Genomic DNA, 16633 nt, shown 5'->3' on the forward strand with positions numbered 1-16633 from the left:
GAGGCCGGCGGACGTTGGAGGACAGAGCATCAAGCCGCCCGGGAGGGAGGGGTGCGGAGGCGCTTCTCGCGGGTGTGGCCGTTCGTGATAGCAACCCCGGAATGCAGCCAGGCGAGTCGCTCTTCGTTCATCCAGGATTGAAGGTCAGACCGTGTGAGTGGGGGTACGGGGTGTTCACGGACCAGGCCATCGCCGAGGGAACCATCCTGGAGGAGTGCCACTATCTCAAGGCGCCCTTCCGGACGTTGCGCACCTCACCGTTGACCGACTACGTGTTCAACATCGAGTGGGGCCCGCACGAGGAGGACCAGGGGGGCGAGTGGGTGGCGCTCGTGTTCGGCTTCGGGTCCATCTACAACCACGCACAGGAGCCCAACGTGTCGTACTACCGGGGCTACCAGCGCGGCCCCTCGCCCAAGGACGTGTTCACCTTCTACGCGCTGCGTGACATCGAGCCGGGTGAGCAGCTGTGCATCAGCTACGGGGAGAACTGGTGGAACACGCGCGGCCAGCAGATGCCCTGAGCCCGGGCGCCCCACCCGCCTGAGCGCTCCCCCCGTGAAAAGCCACCGGACGGCGCGCGCCTCCCGGAAGAGAGCCTGGGAGGGGAGGCATGGGTGCTTCCGTATGCCCGTCCGTGTATGATTCCAGCGCTTCTGGATGAACACGGGGGGTGGCTCCACGGGCTTCGTGCTCAGCGACAATGGACGGCGCCTCCCCTTCTCAACCCCCCGGTTCGGGAACGCGGTCGCAGGGAACGTCGCCGGACATGAAGAACAACGAAGCAATCGCCCAGAGCAGGCCGCTGCCGCGCCCCATGGCCGTGGCGGGAGCACTGGACGAGCGCAGGGTGGCCGCGGAGCTGGAGGCGCTCTACGAGCCGGTCGCCGCCACCCAGGAGCCCCCCGCGGCCCCCCCCGCCCCCGCGTCCTACGACGACACGCGCCCCGGCAAGCGGGTCCAGAAGCTGCGCCCCGGCGTGCACCTGCAGCACTACGAGCTCATCCGCGAGCTGGGCAGCGGCGGCATGGGCACCGTCTTCCTCGCACGCGATGTGCGGCTCGGCCGGCGCGTGGCCATCAAGTTCCTGCACACCCAGGACCCCGAGCTCACCCAGCGCTTCATCCTCGAGGCGCGCGCCACCGCGCGCTGCAGCCACGAGAACATCGTCATCATCCATGAGGTGGGCGAGTACGAGAACAGCCCCTTCATGGTGCTGGAGTACCTCCAGGGCCAGCCCCTCACCAAGGCGATCGGCACGGCCCAACTGCCACCCACACGCGCCGTCGAGCTGATGGTGCCGGTGGTCAAGGCGCTCGCGTGTGCCCACGAGCAGGGCATCGTCCACCGCGACCTCAAGCCGGAGAACATCATCGTGACCGACTCGGGCGCCATCAAGGTGCTCGACTTCGGCATCGCCAAGACGCTCCAGGGCGTGGAGACGTCCGACCCCTCCGCCTTCCCCGGCCCGCTCCGGATGCCGTCCGGCGGCCCCCAGGAGCAGGGCGAGCTCACCCACTTCGGCGCCCTCATGGGCACCATGGCGTACATGTCCCCGGAGCAGTGGGGCATCGGCGTGCCCGTGGATCACCGCACGGACATCTGGGCGGTGGGCATCCTGCTCTTCCAGATGCTCGCCGGGAAGCACCCGTTGGAGCCGCTGCGCGGCCCGCAGCTCATGGTGACGGGCGTGCTCGACGACCCCATGCCGCGCCTGCGGCAGATGGCGCCCGGCGTGCCCGCGGAGCTGGCGGCCGTCGTCGACCGCTGCCTGCGCAAGCACAAGGAGGAGCGCTTCCCGGACGCGCTCTCGCTCCTGCACGCCCTGGAGCCCTTCCTGCCGGGGCGCTTCAGCCGCGAGCTGAGGCTCGACGAGAGCCCCTACGCGGGCCTGTCCTCCTTCCAGGAGGCCGACGCGGACCGCTTCTTCGGCCGCACGCGGGAGATCGCCGCGCTCGTCAACCGCATCCAGGACCGGCCGCTGCTCGCGGTGGTGGGCCCCTCGGGCACGGGCAAGTCCTCCTTCGTGCGCGCGGGCCTGGTGCCCGTGCTCAAGCGCTCGGGCACCGCCTGGGACGCGATCGTCATCCGCCCCGGCCGCCACCCCCTGTCCGCCCTGGCGAGCACCGTGGTGCCCCTGATGAGCTCCACCACCACCGTGGAGGAGGACATCCAGGAGCAGGAGCGGCTCATGGAGCGGCTGTACACCGAGCCCGGCTACGTGGGCAGCGTGCTGCGCAGCCGCGCCCGGCGCCAGAAGCGGAAGATCCTCGTCTTCGTCGACCAGTTCGAGGAGCTCTACACGCTGGTGCCCGACGCGCGCGAGCGCCTGGCCTTCACCGCGTGTCTGACGGGCATCGCGGACGACGCGACGAGCCCCATCCGCCTCGTCGTCGCCCTGCGCTCGGACTTCCTGGACCGGGTGCCCGAGGACGAGCAGTTCATGGCGGAGCTGGCCCAGGGGCTCTTCTTCCTCACCTCGCCCTCGCGCGAGGGCCTGCGCGACGCGCTGGTGCAGCCCGCGGAGATGGCCGGCTACCAGTTCGAGACGCCCGCCCTGGTGGACAACATGCTGGAGCACCTGGAGGCCACCCAGGGCGCGCTCCCGCTGCTCCAGTTCGCCGCCACGCAGTTGTGGGAGGAGCGGGACAAGAAGCAGCAGCAGCTCACCGTGGACGCCTACAAGTCGATGGGCGGCATCGTCGGCGCGCTCGCCAGCCACGCGGACAGCGTGCTCGCGAGCATGTCCGCGCAGGAGCGCGCGCTGGTGCGGGCGCTGTGTCTGCGCCTGGTGACGCCCGAGCGCACCCGCGCCCTGGTGGCGGTGGACGAGCTGCGCGAGCTGACGAAGGACACCGCGGAGATGCAGCGGCTCATCGATCACCTGGTGCAGGCGCGTCTGCTCGTCGTGCAGACGGGAGGCGGCGCGACGGGGGCCACGGTGGAGATGGTCCACGAGTCGCTCATCCACAGCTGGCCCACGCTCAAGCGCTGGCTGGACGAGGGCCAGGAGGACTCGGCGTTCCTCGAGCAGCTGCGCCACGCGGCCCGGCAGTGGCAGGCGAACAACCAGGACCCCAACCTGCTGTGGCGCGGCGAGCTGGTGGACGAGGCCGCGCACTTCCAGCGGCGCTTCCGCGGAGAGCTGCCGAAGCAGCAGCGCGACTTCCTCGCGGCCGTGTCCACGCAGGCCAGGAAGCGCCGGCGGCTCCGGCGCGTGCTGGTGGCCGGCAGCACGACGTTCCTGGTGCTGCTGGTCATCGCGGCGGCGGTGGCGCTGGTGGTCATCCGCAACTCGCAGCGCGAGGCCCAGCGGCAGGCGGCGGCGGCCCAGGCGGCCGAGGCGGTGGCGCGCGGCGCGGAGACGGCGGCGCGAGCGGCGGAGGCCGAGGCCCGCCAGCGGCTCGCCGAGGTGCAGGCCAAGGAGCTGGAGCGGCAGAAGGCCCAGAAGGCGGCGGAGGAGGCCAACGCGCGGGTGGAGCTGTCCAACGCCGAGCTGCTGCGCAAGAACGACGAGCTCATCCTCGCGCTGCAACGCGCCCAGGTGGCGCGGGTGCGCGCGAAGACGGCCCGCAGGCGCGCCGAGCACAGCGCCGTCACCGCGCGCGACGCCCAGGAGGACGCCATCCGCGCGGCGAGCGAGCTGTCCAACCTGCTGCACCGCGAGCAGCAGCGCGCGCAGCGTCTGCAATCCCAGCTCGGCGGCCCCGTCATCGAGGTGTTGAAGTGAGGCACGCCATGAGAAGGGGGCACGTGGCCCTGGCCATGGCGGTGACACTGGTGTCCCCGTGGACTCCGTCCTCGCTGGCGGCGCCACGCCCCCGCGCTCCCCAGCAGGCCCTCTCCGCCCCCGAGGGGAGCCGGGGAAAACAGACGGGCTCCCGGAAGGCCCGCGACAAGCGGTCGCCGAAGGCGCTCGCCGCCCCCGAGCCGTTCTCGTCCGAGCCCCCGCCCTCCACCCTCGCGCCCGACGCCCCCACGGCGCCCCCTCCGGAGGCGACCCCTCCCATGCCGCCCCCGAGCGCGCCCCCCGAGCGCCCCTGGGCCGAGGGCGTGCCGCTCGAGAATCAGCAGCGGGCGCTCGAGCTGTTCCAGGCGGGCAATGCCCTGCTCAAGGACGCCGTCTTCGTGAAGGCCAGCGAGAAGTACCGCGAGGCCCTGGCGCTGTGGAGCCACCCGGCCATCCACTACAACCTCGCGCTGGCGTTGATGAACCTGGACCAGCCCCTCGAGGTGTACGAGCACCTGGTGGCCGCGCTGCGCTTCGGCGCCGAGCCGCTGGAGACGGAGAAGTACGAGTACGCGCGCAACTACAAGCTGCTGCTCGAGAAGCAGCTCGCGCGCCTGGACATCACCTGCGACACGCCCGGCGCCACCGTGCTGCTGGATGGCAAGCCCCTGTTCCAGGCCCCCGGGAAGTACTCGGGCCTGGTGCGTCCGGGCGCGCACACCCTCGCGGCGGCGCGCCCGGGCTACCTGCCCCAGAACCTGAACCGCACCCTGCTGCCCGGCGAGACGGCCCACGTCGCGCTGCGGCTGTACACCACCGAGGAGCTCACGCGCTACCGGCGCCGCTTCCCCGTCGCCATGCCCTGGCTGGTGATGGGCGCGGGCGTGGCGCTCGCCGGAGGTAGCGCCTGGATGCACACCCATGCCCGCGAGCACTTCCGCTCCTTCGACGAGGGCATCGCCGCGTGCGGCGGCTGCGTGCCGCCCCTCGCCCTCGCCACCCAGCTCGAGCGCGGCTATCTGCTGCAGACCTCGGCCATCGTCGGCTATACCGTCGGGGGCGCGGCCTTCATCACGGGCGCGGTCCTCACCGCGCTCAATCAACCCCAGGCCTACCGCATCGACCCGGCCCAGCTCGCCCAGCCCCAGGTGAGCATCAGCCCGCTGCTGGGTGGCGGCTCGGGCGGAGTCCAGGCCCTGGTGCGCTTCTAAAGAGGAATCCCATGAACCGAGTGCATTCCTCCGCCCTCCCCACCCGCCGCGGCCACCCGCGGCCCTGGGCCGTGCTGCTCGGGGTGCCCTTCTTCCTGCTCCTCTTCACCGCCTGCTTCGAGCCCACGAGCGTCATCTGCCCCACCGGACTGGTGTGCCCCACGGGCCAGCAGTGCGCCGCGAACCAGGACGTGTGCATCAAGACGGACTGCGGCGATGGCCGCCTCCAGCCGGGCGAGGCCTGTGACGACGGCAACCTGCTCGAGGGCGACGGGTGCAACCGGGACTGCCGCTCCATCGAGGTGTGCGGCAACGGCATCGTGGACGTGAGCCAGGGCGAGAAGTGCGATGACGGCAACACCGAGGACGGCGACAAGTGCAGCGCCGACTGCAAGTCCAGCGAGGCGTGTGGCAACGGCATCACCGACACCCAGGTAGGCGAGGTGTGCGACGACGGCAACAACGACAACGGCGATGGGTGCAGCGCCGACTGTCTGTCGCTGGAGGTGTGCGGCAACGGCTACACGGACGGCTCGCGGGACGAGCAGTGCGATGACGGCAACACCGAGGGGGGCGACGGGTGCAGCGCCGACTGCAAGTCCAACGAGATCTGCGGCAACGGCATCGTGGACCGGGCGCGCGGCGAGGTGTGTGACGACGGCAACAACGAGGAGGGCGACGGGTGCAGCGTGGACTGCAAGTCCGACGAGACGTGTGGCAATGGCATCGTGGACCGGGCCACCGGCGAGCTGTGTGACGACGGCAACACCCTGCCCAACGACGAGTGCAGCTTCGACTGCCGCTCGGGCAAGGGCTGCGGCAACGGCATCCGCGACGATGACGAGGAGTGCGACGACGGCAACGCGTCCAACACCGACAACTGCCTGAACTCCTGCCTGCTGGCGACCTGCGGCGATGCCCTCGTGGATCGGCAGCAGCCGCGCCTGGAGGACTGTGACGACGGCAAGGAGACGAAGCAGTGCAACCGCGACTGCACCTGGCGCGTGTGCGGCGATGGCCTGGTGAACGCCACCGCCGGGGAGCAGTGCGACAACCCGGGCGCCGTCGACAGCCTCGGCTGTGACAGCGACTGCACCATCGCCGTGTGCGGAGACAACCACGTCAACGCCGTGCGCGGCGAGCAGTGCGACACGGGAGGCAACTCCCCGACCTGCGACGCCGACTGCACCCCGGCCGTCTGCGGCGACTGGTTCCTCAACCCGGAGGCGAAGGAGCAGTGCGACACCGGCGGCTTCTCCGCCTGGTGCGACAACGACTGCACGCCCGCGGCCTGTGGCGATGGCCTCGCCAACCTCCAGGCGAACGAGCAGTGCGACGACGGCAACCGGAGCGACGAGGACGACTGCCTCGGCACGTGCCGGCCCAATATCTGCGGCGACGGGAAGGTGAACCGCAACGGCCCCAAGCGCGTGGAGGTCTGCGATGACGGCAACGCCATCACCGAGACCGAGTGCCCCTACGGCACCACCCAATGCACGGCGTGCAACGCCACCTGCTCGGAGCTGCGCTCCCTGAAGGGCCGGGCCTGTGGCGATGGCGTCGTGAACGACGCGCGCGAGAAGTGCGACGACGGCAACACCACCACCGAGACCGCCTGTCCCTATGGCGTGCCCCAGTGCACGGCCTGTGACGCGGTGTGCTCGGCGCCCCTGTCGCTCAAGGGCAACTACTGCGGCGATGGCGCCGTGAATGGCCCGAACGAGAAGTGCGACGACGGCAACACCCTCACCGAGAACGCGTGCGACTACGGCACCGCGAGCTGCACCCGGTGCGACGCCACGTGCTCGACCGTCCTCACCCTCACCGGCCCCGTCTGTGGAGACGGCGTCAAGAATGGCCCCGAGGCGTGCGACGACGGCAACACCCAGGCCTGTGGCACCTGCGACAACGCGTGCACCCACGCCCAGCTCGCCCAGGCCACGGGCCGCCTCTCCGTCCAGACCCGCGGCGTCTTCTTCCGGGATGGCGACACCTTCACCCTCGATGACGGCCTCCACCCCCCGGTGGTGTTCGAGTTCGACCACAACGGCGCCGTCGCCTCGGGCCACCAGGCCGTGTCCGTCTCCAACGGCGCCTCCACCGAGGAGGTGGCCCTGAGCATCTACTCCGCCATCCGGAACGTGGGCGGTGACTTCCAGCTCTCCGCCTCGGCCCTCGCGGGCAACGACATCCTCCTCACCCACAACCAGCACGGCACCTTCGGCAACCGGCCCATCCTCGAGAGCACGGACGGCAACGGACAGGAGAAGGACGCCCTGCTCGTCACCGGCATGGCGGGCGGCAAGGGCTTCGACTGTCCCCAGGCCACGGGCTGCGTGCGCAACGAGGACTGCGCCCCCTCCCTCTCCTGCTCCCCCACCACCCACACCTGCGTGCCTCCCTGAATCCCGGGGCAGGTGGGAGTCCTACACCTCGCACCTGAGCGCACGTGAAGACTGATTCATTTGACTTTCCAACCTGGGCGAAGAATGAACGCGGCGCGTTGATGTTACACCCGGCATGTTTTCTCCCGGCACGCTCCTCCCTCGTCATTCCTCGGGTCTCGCATGATGTCCTTCGTCCTCCTGGCCCAGACGGGCAATGAGCAGGTTGGCTGGCTGAGCCGCAAGCTGCTCGGCGTCACCCTCACCAGCGCCGAGTGGGTGCTGTGGGTGCTGGTGGTGCTCTCGGTGTTCTCCATCGGGCTGATGCTCGAGCGCGCGGTGTACTTCGCCACGCACCGGCTGCCGGACTCCGAGGCGCTGGCGGTGCGGCTGGCCCGGGGCGAGCTGGAAGCGGTGCGCGCCGCGGTGGGTGAGCGCAAGGGCATGGAGGCGGCGGTGCTGCGCGAGGCGCTGGCCTCGGTGGAGCAGGGCCCGGACACGGTGGAGCAGGTCATCGCCTCCACGGTGGCGCGCGAGCGTCCCCAGTACGAGCGCTACCTGTCCTTCCTGGGCACGCTGGGCAACAACGCCCCCTTCATCGGGCTGTTCGGCACGGTGCTCGGCATCATCAAGGCCTTCCACGACCTGGGCAACATGGGAGCCAAGGGCGCCGCCATCCAGCAGACGGTGATGGCGGGCATCTCCGAGGCGCTCGTGGCCACGGCGGTGGGCCTGGCGGTGGCCATTCCCGCGGTGGTCGCCTTCAACGTCTTCAACCGCCAGCTCAAGACGCTCACCTCGCGCACCAACGCGCTGGGCCATGCGCTCGTGGGCAGCCTCAAGGCCCGTAACGCCGCGCGCCCCGGCGCCTCCACGGAGGCTCGCTAGTCCATGGCCGGCGGCGCGCAGGACAACGACGAGGAGATCACCGGCATCAACGTCACCCCGCTGGTGGACGTGGTGCTCGTGCTGCTCATCATCTTCATGGTGACGGCCAACTTCATCGTGCGCGAGACGGTGGAGGTGGACCTGCCCCGGGCCGCCAACGGCGGCGAGACGGTGCAGGGGCTCGTCAACGTGGTGGTCGACAAGCAGGGCAAGCTCTTCTTCGACGGCGCGGAGGTGAGCGAGGACGAGATGCGCCGCCGCGTCACCGAGGCGCTGGCCAAGGACAAGGAGACGCGCGCCATCATCAGCGCGGATCAGAGCCTGCCGTACGGCCGGGTGATGCGGCTCATCGACGTGGTGAAGGGCCAGGGCATCGCCAAGTTCGCGCTCAACATCGAGAAGGACGTGGCGCCCACGGCCTCTCCCGCCACGCCCTGAGGAGGGCCCCCGGACATGAGCCAGGCCACCCTCTCCGCCCTGCCCCCTCGCCGCTCCCGCGACTGGGTGCCGATGTTCCTGCTCGTGTCGCTGGGCGCCCACGGGGTGGGCTTCGCCCTGCTCTCGAACGTGGCGGAGCGCCCGGCCCCCAACGTCCAGCGGCCCGTGGAGCTCGAAATGGTGGAGGTCATCAAGCCGCCTCCCCCGCCGCCGCCTCCACCCGAGCAGGAGCTGCCCAAGCCGCCCCCGCCCAAGCCGAAGGCGCCACCCCCGGTGAAGGTTGCCCGGGCCGAGAAGCCGCCTCCGCCGCCTCCGCCGGACGCGCCGCCCCCGCCCCCCAATGACGCGCCTCCGCCCGAGCCGTCCGCCAAGCCGGTGCCGCTGGTGGTGGGCCTGTCGCTGTCCTCCACCACGGCCGCGGGCGGCTTCGCCGCGCCGGTGGGCAACACCGTCTATGGCAAGACGGGCAACACGGCGGCGGATCCCAAGGACGTGAAGGGGTACTCGGCGCCCAAGTACGTGCCCGTGTACCAGGTGGACACCCAGCCCACGGTCGCCTCGGAGGTGAAGATCCCCTACCCCGACGAGGCCCGGCGCGCGGGCGTCGAGGGCTCGGTCACCATGTCCATCACCATCGACGCCGAGGGGCGCGTGGTGAAGGCCGTCGTCATCAAGGGGCTCGGCTACGGGCTCGACGAGGCGGCACGCGGCGCCCTCCTGCGCTTTCGCTTCAAGCCCGCCATCAAGAACGGCGAGCCGGTGTCCACGGAGATGAAGTACTCCTACACCTTCGTGCTGGACTGACGGGCCCGCGCCGGGCCCGCTCGGGGCCTCAGCTCACCGCGGGCTTCGTGCCCGGCGCCAGGTGCACGTTGATGCTCTTGCTGCCCGACACCGACAGGTACGTCTCCACGTTGCCCTTGCCACCCGGCTCGAAGGAGATGACCTGCTCGTGGGAGCCGAACTTCGCCTCGATGCTCAGCTTGCTGCCCGCGGTGGTGTAGGTGGCCTGGGCGGCCTTGGAGCCGTTGAGGTTGATCTCCGCCTTGCCGCCCTCGAGCAGCTTGAGCGTGAGCGACAGCTCGCCCTTGTAGAAGGGGGTGTCGATCTTCCCCTTGAAGGCCGCCTGCTGGGGACCGAGGTCCACGAACTCGCCGCCGCCCACGTTCACGAAGAAGACCACCTGCGCGAAGATGTTCAGCGGCGTGCCCGAGGTGGTGCCTTTGCCAATGAAGTTGCGAAAGTCGACCATGCTGTCTCCCTCCGAAGTGGAAGGGGAGCGGCGCACCGCCCCACCGGAGAGTCCACATCGTATGCACGTCCGTGCCCCGCGCCCGACAGGCTTTTGACGCACGGGGAGCGGGTGTCAGGGGGCGAACGGCCGACCCGGCGCACGTGCTACGGCACGGGGACGAGGAAGTCCTTGATGACGGCCATGTGCTGCATGTTGGTGGCGCCGCTGTCGGCGCTCTGCGCCGGGGAGATGTCCGACAGGGGCGAGTACACACGCGTGTCCACCACGAGGCCCCCGCTGAAGGAGCTCGTGCCGATGACGGTGGACGTCTGGTAGGCGCGCAGGTTGCTGCTCACCAGCACATGGTCATACGGCTTGGCGCGGCTGGCGTTGGTGTTGCCATTGCCATTCTTGTCCGCCGGGTAGGGGCTCGCGGTGGAGACCACGGAGGAGAAGGTGGAGAAGAGCGCCTCGCTCCGGGAGTCGGAGTTGAAGTCACCGCCAATGGCGATGAAGGAGCCCGCGGGCACCTTGGACTTGATGAAGTTGACGAGGTTGGTCGCCTCGGTGTTGCGCACGGAGCTGCTCGTGGTGAGCAGGTGCACGCTCACCACCCAGAGGTCCGTGGGACCCGGGATGTCGATGCGCGCCCAGGCGAAGTCGCGGTTGGTCACCTGCGTGTCGTCCCACTCGCCCGAGGCGATGATGGGATAGCGGCTGATGACGCCGTTGGGGATCTGCGCGCCGGCCTCGCGGTAGTAATAGAAGCTCGAGCCGAAGGCGGTGTTGACGAAGGAGCGGATGGCGGTGGCGGAGTTGTCGCCGTAGTTGAACTCCTGGATCATCACCACGTCGGGCTTGGTGCCCTGGAAGATGCGCGTGCCGTGTCCCGGGTCGTAGCTCTGGTAGTTGCCGCTGGAGATGTTGGCGGCCATCAACCGTACCCGGGTGCTGGCGAGCGGCGCGCTCTGGGAGACGGCGTCCGAAACCATCGGAGCGTCGGGCGCGAGGTCTCCTCCGCAAGCGGAGAGCGAGAGAGAGAGAAGGGAGAACAGCAGACGCGAGCCAGGGCGGCTCGGCGTCGAGGCCAGGGAGCTGATGGGCATGGGGTCGTCCGGTGGGAGGGCGAGGAGGCAAGCCCATCAGACAAGGAAGGAGGGCGAGCCAGCAAGGGGGCCCCTGGGTTGTACCGCTGCTCTCCCATGCACATCTCCCGAGCGTTGGCCTCGAAGCCAGGGAGCGACAGCGATGCGAAAGGCAATGGCCGGCGCGGTGTGGTGCGTGCTGGGACTGACAGGCTGTGTGGGTGCGCCCTTGCGGTACGGTCCGTCCGAGCCGTTCGTGGACACCCAGGTGCCCATCCAGCAGGCGGAGGAGGCGGGTGCCGCCCAGCATCCCGATGCGGCGCAACACCTGGAGTGGGCACGGCAGCAGACACAGGGTGCGCGCCGGTTGATCGAGCAGAACCGGCGGGATGAGGCGGCGCTGTTCCTGAAGCGGGCGGCGGCGGACGCGGAGCTGGCCCTGGCGCTGGCGCGCGAGGCCCCGGCCCGCGCCGAGGCGGATCAGGTGCTCCAGCAGGTGCGCGAGCTCCAGCAGAACACGGTGCCGGCACAGCAATGACGGGAATGCCCAAGGAGAGAGCCATGCGGGGATGGAAGGCGTTGACATGGGGAGTGCTCGGAACCGTGGCGCTCTCGGGGTGTGCGGCCATGACACCGCGCGAGCTGGTGGATGCGCGCGGTGCCTATCAAGAGGCCTCCGCGGGACCGGCGGTGCAATACGCCCCGGACGCCCTCGGGCAGGCCCGGGACGCGCTCGACGAGGCCAACCGCTCCTATGATCGCGAGAAGAACACGGAGCGCACGCGCACGCTCGCCTACGTGGCGCTGCGGCGGGCGCAGATCGCCGAGTCCCTCGCCCGCACCGCGGTGGCCCTGAATGAGCGGACACAGGCGGAGCAGCAGCTCGCGCTGATCCGGACAGAGGACGCCGAGCGCACGCGCCGGGAACTGGCGCAGTCGCGTCAGGAGCTCGCCGAGGCGCAGCGGCTGCGCGCGGAGGCGGAGCAGCGCCAGGCGGAGATCCAACGCCAGCAGGAGGAGACGGCGCGCCTCCAGGCAGAGCAGGATGCCCAGGCCCGCGCCCAGCGCGAGGAGCAGGAGCGCCAGGCGAAGCTCACCGAGAGCCAGCGCCGGATGGAGCAGCTCAACGCGCAGCTCGAGCAGGAGCGCCAGGCACGGCTCCAGGCCGAGCAGCGCGCCGCGGCCGCCGAGGCCGAGGCCCGTGCCCAGCGCGAGGTGGCCGACGAGCTGCGCAACATCCGCCAGGTGCAGGTGAAGGAGGAGTCGCGAGGCCTGGTGCTCACGCTCTCCGGCAGCGTGCTGTTCCGCTCGGGCAGCTCGGATCTCCTCGTGTCGGCCCGGCGGCGGCTCAACGAGGTGGCCGAGGCGCTCAAGAAGGCCCCCAACCCGCTCGTCATCGAGGGGCACACCGACAGCCTGGGCTCGGCGGAGCTCAACGAGGAGCTGTCGTACCTGCGCGCCGAGGCCGTGCGCGACTACCTCATCGGCCGGGGCGTGGACCCCGAGCGCATCCGCACCGAGGGCAAGGGCAAGGACGAGCCCGTCGCCTCCAACGCCACCGCCGAGGGCCGCGCCAACAACCGCCGCGTGGAGATCATCCTCGAGCGCGGCGTGGGTGGCTCGGGCGTGAAGCAGGACCCCAAGCCGTAGAAGAGAAAAGGCCCCGCCGCCCTTCACGGGGCCGCGGGGCCTCGAGCGCTCGCGCGAGCGCATGCGGACTCAGGGCTTGGCGGGCGCGGCGTTGAGCTGCGAGGGGTGGCTGGGCACCTGGAGTTCACCGGAGACGACCTTGGCGCGCAGCTCCTCGACCTTCTGCAGGGCCGCCTCGCGCCCGGGGAACTCCACGCGCACGGGGGCGTAGGTGACGCCGCCCTCCTTGAGGCCCAGCACCACGTCGCCGCCCGTCAGCTTGCCGTCGCGCAGGTCACGCACGGCCTCGTACACGGCCAGGTCCACGCGCTTGACCATGGAGGTGAGCACCGCCTCGGGCGCGAGCGGGGACTGATCCGAGTCCACGCCGATGACGAACACGTTCTTCTTCGCCTCGCGCGCCTCCTTCACCGCCTGGATGACGCCCAGGCCGTCCGAGCCGGCCGCGTGGAAGATGACGTCCGCGCCCTTGGAGACCAGGTCCTGGCCCACCTGTTTGCCGGCGGACACGTTGTCGAAGCTGCCGGTGTAGTTCACCAGCACCGTCGCCTTGGGGTTGGTGGCGGCCACGCCCGCGCGGAAGCCCGCCTCGAACTTCTTGATGAGGGGCACCTCCATGCCGCCCACGAAGCCCACCTTGCCGGCCTGCGTGGCGAGCCCCGCCAGCGCGCCCACGAGGAAGCTGCCCTGCTCCTCACGGAACACCGCCGTGCGCACGTTGGGCAGCGTGTACGGCTTGCCATCCGCGCCGACGATGGGGCTGTCGATGAGCAGGAACTTCGCCTCCGGGTTGCGCTTGGCCACCGTCTCCACGGCGCTCTCGAGCATGAAGCCCACGCCCACGGACAGGTCCACGCCCTGATCCACCAGCAGCTGCAGGTTGGGCTCGTAGTCCTCGGCCACCTTGCTCTGCAGCACCACGGGGGTGACGCCCACCGGGGCGATGCCGCGCGAGGCCAGGTCCTGCACGAGCGTCGCCTTCAGCTCGTCCGGGGAGACGTCCGCGTAGCGGCCCGACTCCATCTTCTTGCCCGCGGCCCACAGCTCCAGCCCGCGCAGCGCCGAGTCATTGAAGGAGTGGTCTCCCCGGCCGCCCACGTCCGTCACGAGGCCCACCTTCAGCTCCTTGGCCTTGGGGGCCTCGGGGGTGGCGGAAGGCGCGGCGGCGGAGGGAGCGCTGCCCGCCGGCTTCTCGTCCGACTGCTTCTTGCAGCCGGACACGAGCACCAGGGCGGACAGCAGGGACAGTCGCAACAAGGAGGAGGAAGGGGCCATGGTCGGCCTCTAGCAGAGCCGCACCCTCCCCATCAAGTCACCCCGGCCACTCAACCGGGCCACTCAACCGAGGAGCGCCGCTCCGATGATGCCGCTGTCGTCGCCCAGCTCGGCCTCGGTGATGAGCAGCCCCTCGCGCGACGTGCGGGAGGAGTACTGCTGCACCCCCTCCACCACGCGCCGCCGCAGCCCCGGGCAGTGCGTCAGCACGCCACCGCCCAGGATGAGCCGCGCCGGGTTGAGCACCGTCACCTGGTTGGCCACGGCCAGCGCCAGGTACAGGCCGATGCGCTCGTACAGCTCGCGCGCCACGGGGTCGCCCTTCTCCGCCGCCTGCTCCAGCGTCACCGGCGTCACCGCGTCGGGGTTGCCCCCCGTCAGCTCACGCACCACGGGCGCCTTGCCCGAGGCGAGCAGCTCGCGCACCTGCGCGATGATGTTGTGGCCGCCCGCGTAGGCCTCCAGGCAGCCCTTCTCGCCGCAGCCGCACAGGCGCCCGTCCGGCACCACCTTGGTGTGGCCCAGCTCTCCGGCCACCCCACCGCCGCCCTGGATGAGCTTCCCATTGGAGATGGCGGCGCTGCCCACGCCCGAGCCCACGAACACCGTGTACATGTCCTGGGAGCCCCGGCCCGCGCCGGCGCGGAACTCGCCCCAGGCCGCCGCGCGCAGGTCGTTCACCAGCCTCACGGTGTGGCCCAGGCGCTGGGCCAGCAGCGAGCCCAGCGGCACGTTGCGCCAGCCCAGGTTGGGCGCCACCGCCATCACCCCCGAGTCCCCTTGAATCTGCCCGGCGGCGCCCACGCCGCACGTGCGCACGTCCGCGGTGCCCGCGTCCTTGAGCGCGTGCTGAGCCGCCTGGGCGATGGCTTCCACCACCGCCGGAGGCGTGCGCTCCTCGAGCGCCACCTTGTTGGCGGCGATGATCTTCCCCTGTTCATCCACCACCGCGGCACGCGCGAACGTGCCACCGAGATCGATACCAAGCCTGGCCATGTGCGTGCCTTCTCCGTCCGTCACGGAAACCCGCGCCCCGCCTCGGGGCATGCGGGCCCCTTTAACTCAGGCGCCAACCTCGCGCTGCATCTTCTCCACCGTGCCCTCGATGAGCTGGCGGATCTCCTCCAGCCGCTCGGGGGTGCGCGCCTCGAAGCGCAGCACCAGGATGGGCTGGGTGTTGGAGGCCCGGATGAGCCCCCAGCCGTCCGAGAACGTCACCCGCACCCCATCCACGTCCACCAGGGCGTGGCCCGCCTTGCGCAGCCACTCGGTGGCCCGGCGGACGATCTCGAACTTCTGCTCCTCGCGCGTGTCCACGCGCAGTTCGGGCGTGGCGTACGTCCGGGGCACGTCCGAGAGCAGCTCCGACAGCTTCTGCTTCTCGTGGGTGAGGATCTCCAGCAGGCGCGCCGAGGAGTACACGGCGTCATCGAAGCCGAAGTAGCGGTTCTTGAAGAAGATGTGGCCGCTCATCTCCCCGGCCAGCTCCGCGTGCTCCTCCTTCATCTTCGCCTTGATGAGCGAGTGGCCCGCCTTCCACATGACGGCCTTGCCACCGTTCTTCGCGATGTCGTCGTAGAGCGTGTAGGAGCACTTCACCTCGCCCACGATGGCCGCGCCGGGGCTCGCCTTGAGCACGTAGCGGCTGAAGAGGATCATCAGCTGGTCGCCCCAGAGGATGTTGCCCTGGTCATCCACCACGCCGATGCGATCGCTGTCGCCGTCGTAGGCGATGCCCACCTCGGCCTTCTCGCGCTTCACCGCGGCGATGAGATCCTGCATGTTCTCCACCACCGTGGGGTCCGGGTGGTGGTTGGGGAAGCGCGCGTCCATGTCGCAGAACAGCGGCACCACCTCGAAGCCCATGCTCTCGAAGAGCGGCACGGCCACCGCGCCGCCCGTGCCGTTGCCCGCGTCGATGACGATCTTCATCCCCTTGCGGCCCACCTTCACCGTCTGGCGGATGAAGTGGTTGTACGGGGTGGTGATGTCATAGGGGCTCACCGTGCCCGGCAGCTCCGCGCACTCGAAGTCGCGCTCCTCGATGAGCTTGCGCAGCGCCTGGATCTCCGGGCCGTGGAACGTCGTCTTGCCCGCGCCAATCTTGAAGCCGTTGTACTCGGGCGGATTGTGGCTGCCGGTGATCATCGCCAGGCCGTCCACCGGCAGGGTGTTGGCGGCGAAGTACGTCAGCGGCGTGGGCACCACCCCCACGTCGAACACGTTGAGCCCCGTGCTCGTCAGGCCCCGGCACAGCGCATCCCGGAAGGTCGTCGAGGACTCGCGGCAATCCCGGCCCACCACCACGCTGCGCCCACCCTTGCGCCGCACCACCGTGCCTAGTCCCTGCCCGAGCAGTTCCACCACTTCGGGCGTGAGATCCTTACCGACCAGTCCACGGATGTCGTACTCGCGAAAGATGTGCGCGTTCATGAGGCTGTGTTTTTCCTGAAGCCCTCGAGGGGAGTCCGGTTCGAGGGCGGCGCACTGTACACAAGCGCGGATTGGGCGGGTATCCAAGCGCGGTTGGATCAGCCGCCCCTCCCCCCGGCCGCTCCCCGGCCGGGAACAACTCCTTCATCCCGGAAGTTTGACGCGGGGCACCACCCACATCCACCCACCAGCCCTAAAACACACATTCACACACATCATCCAGAGCCCTTTTTGTAGGGTCTGTCCATCCCCAGGGGCGGCGGCAAGCGGAACCCGAACGAATGGCTCATCTAGTAAGTTCGTGG

13 protein-coding genes and 1 pseudogene are annotated in these 16633 nt (G+C 70.1%); 9 read left to right on the forward strand and 5 right to left on the reverse strand.

What is annotated here, in order from left to right; all coding sequences use genetic code 11:
• Nucleotides 1-170 precede the first annotated feature (170 nt).
• The 7 genes from F0U63_RS43810 (at nt 171) to F0U63_RS43840 (ending at nt 9455) form a co-directional block, all read left to right on the forward strand.
• Nucleotides 171-524: an SET domain-containing protein-lysine N-methyltransferase gene (locus F0U63_RS43810; RefSeq protein WP_395840430.1), complete on the forward strand. Its 354-nt coding sequence runs from the start codon at nt 171-173 to the stop codon at nt 522-524.
• Nucleotides 525-769: 245 nt separating this feature from the next.
• Nucleotides 770-3730 (forward strand): protein kinase, encoded by a 2961-nt coding sequence (locus F0U63_RS43815; protein ID WP_395840432.1) that lies wholly within the window; start codon nt 770-772, stop codon nt 3728-3730.
• Nucleotides 3731-3738: 8 nt separating this feature from the next.
• A complete protein-coding gene (locus tag F0U63_RS43820; protein ID WP_395840434.1) occupies nt 3739-4941 on the forward strand; it encodes a hypothetical protein in 1203 nt (400 codons plus the stop codon).
• A gap of 11 nt (nt 4942-4952) precedes the next feature.
• Entirely contained in the window at nt 4953-7346 is a 2394-nt protein-coding gene (locus F0U63_RS43825; RefSeq protein ID WP_395840437.1) for a DUF4215 domain-containing protein, read from the forward strand.
• A 162-nt stretch (nt 7347-7508) separates the two neighbouring features.
• On the forward strand, nt 7509-8213 hold the full coding sequence (locus tag F0U63_RS43830; protein WP_395840440.1) for a MotA/TolQ/ExbB proton channel family protein: 705 nt from the start codon (nt 7509-7511) through the stop codon (nt 8211-8213).
• A 3-nt stretch (nt 8214-8216) separates the two neighbouring features.
• Nucleotides 8217-8651, forward strand: a complete 435-nt coding sequence (locus F0U63_RS43835) for a biopolymer transporter ExbD (protein ID WP_002626527.1) — start codon at nt 8217-8219, stop codon at nt 8649-8651.
• Between the two features lie 15 nt (nt 8652-8666).
• A complete protein-coding gene (locus tag F0U63_RS43840; RefSeq protein ID WP_395840444.1) occupies nt 8667-9455 on the forward strand; it encodes an energy transducer TonB in 789 nt (262 codons plus the stop codon).
• 28 nt (nt 9456-9483) lie between these two features.
• Here F0U63_RS43840 and F0U63_RS43845 read toward each other — a convergent pair whose 3' ends face one another.
• Entirely contained in the window at nt 9484-9903 is a 420-nt protein-coding gene (locus tag F0U63_RS43845; RefSeq protein WP_395840447.1) for a hypothetical protein, read from the reverse strand.
• A gap of 155 nt (nt 9904-10058) precedes the next feature.
• Nucleotides 10059-10877: pseudogene (locus F0U63_RS43850) on the reverse strand (endonuclease/exonuclease/phosphatase family protein); the annotation flags it as partial.
• A 256-nt stretch (nt 10878-11133) separates the two neighbouring features.
• Here F0U63_RS43850 and F0U63_RS43855 point away from each other — a divergent pair.
• Entirely contained in the window at nt 11134-11508 is a 375-nt protein-coding gene (locus F0U63_RS43855) for a hypothetical protein (protein WP_395840450.1), read from the forward strand.
• A gap of 23 nt (nt 11509-11531) precedes the next feature.
• The gene (locus tag F0U63_RS43860) at nt 11532-12620 is read left to right on the forward strand and encodes an OmpA family protein (protein WP_395840452.1); all 1089 of its coding nucleotides are present in this window, start codon (nt 11532-11534) and stop codon (nt 12618-12620) included.
• Nucleotides 12621-12689: 69 nt separating this feature from the next.
• Here the strand turns inward: F0U63_RS43860 and F0U63_RS43865 are convergent, their stop codons facing one another.
• The 3 genes from F0U63_RS43865 to F0U63_RS43875 form a co-directional block, all read right to left on the reverse strand.
• Nucleotides 12690-13895 (reverse strand): BMP family protein, encoded by a 1206-nt coding sequence (locus F0U63_RS43865; RefSeq protein WP_395840453.1) that lies wholly within the window; start codon nt 13893-13895, stop codon nt 12690-12692.
• A 63-nt stretch (nt 13896-13958) separates the two neighbouring features.
• Nucleotides 13959-14891, reverse strand: coding sequence for an ROK family protein (locus F0U63_RS43870; protein WP_395840455.1), 933 nt, complete (start codon nt 14889-14891; stop codon nt 13959-13961).
• A gap of 66 nt (nt 14892-14957) precedes the next feature.
• Nucleotides 14958-16328, reverse strand: a complete 1371-nt coding sequence (locus F0U63_RS43875) for a phosphomannomutase/phosphoglucomutase (protein ID WP_395840458.1) — start codon at nt 16326-16328, stop codon at nt 14958-14960.
• Nucleotides 16329-16633 lie beyond the last annotated feature (305 nt).

Source organism: Cystobacter fuscus (genome assembly GCF_044360685.1).
In the GTDB taxonomy this organism is placed as follows: domain Bacteria; phylum Myxococcota; class Myxococcia; order Myxococcales; family Myxococcaceae; genus Cystobacter; species Cystobacter fuscus_C.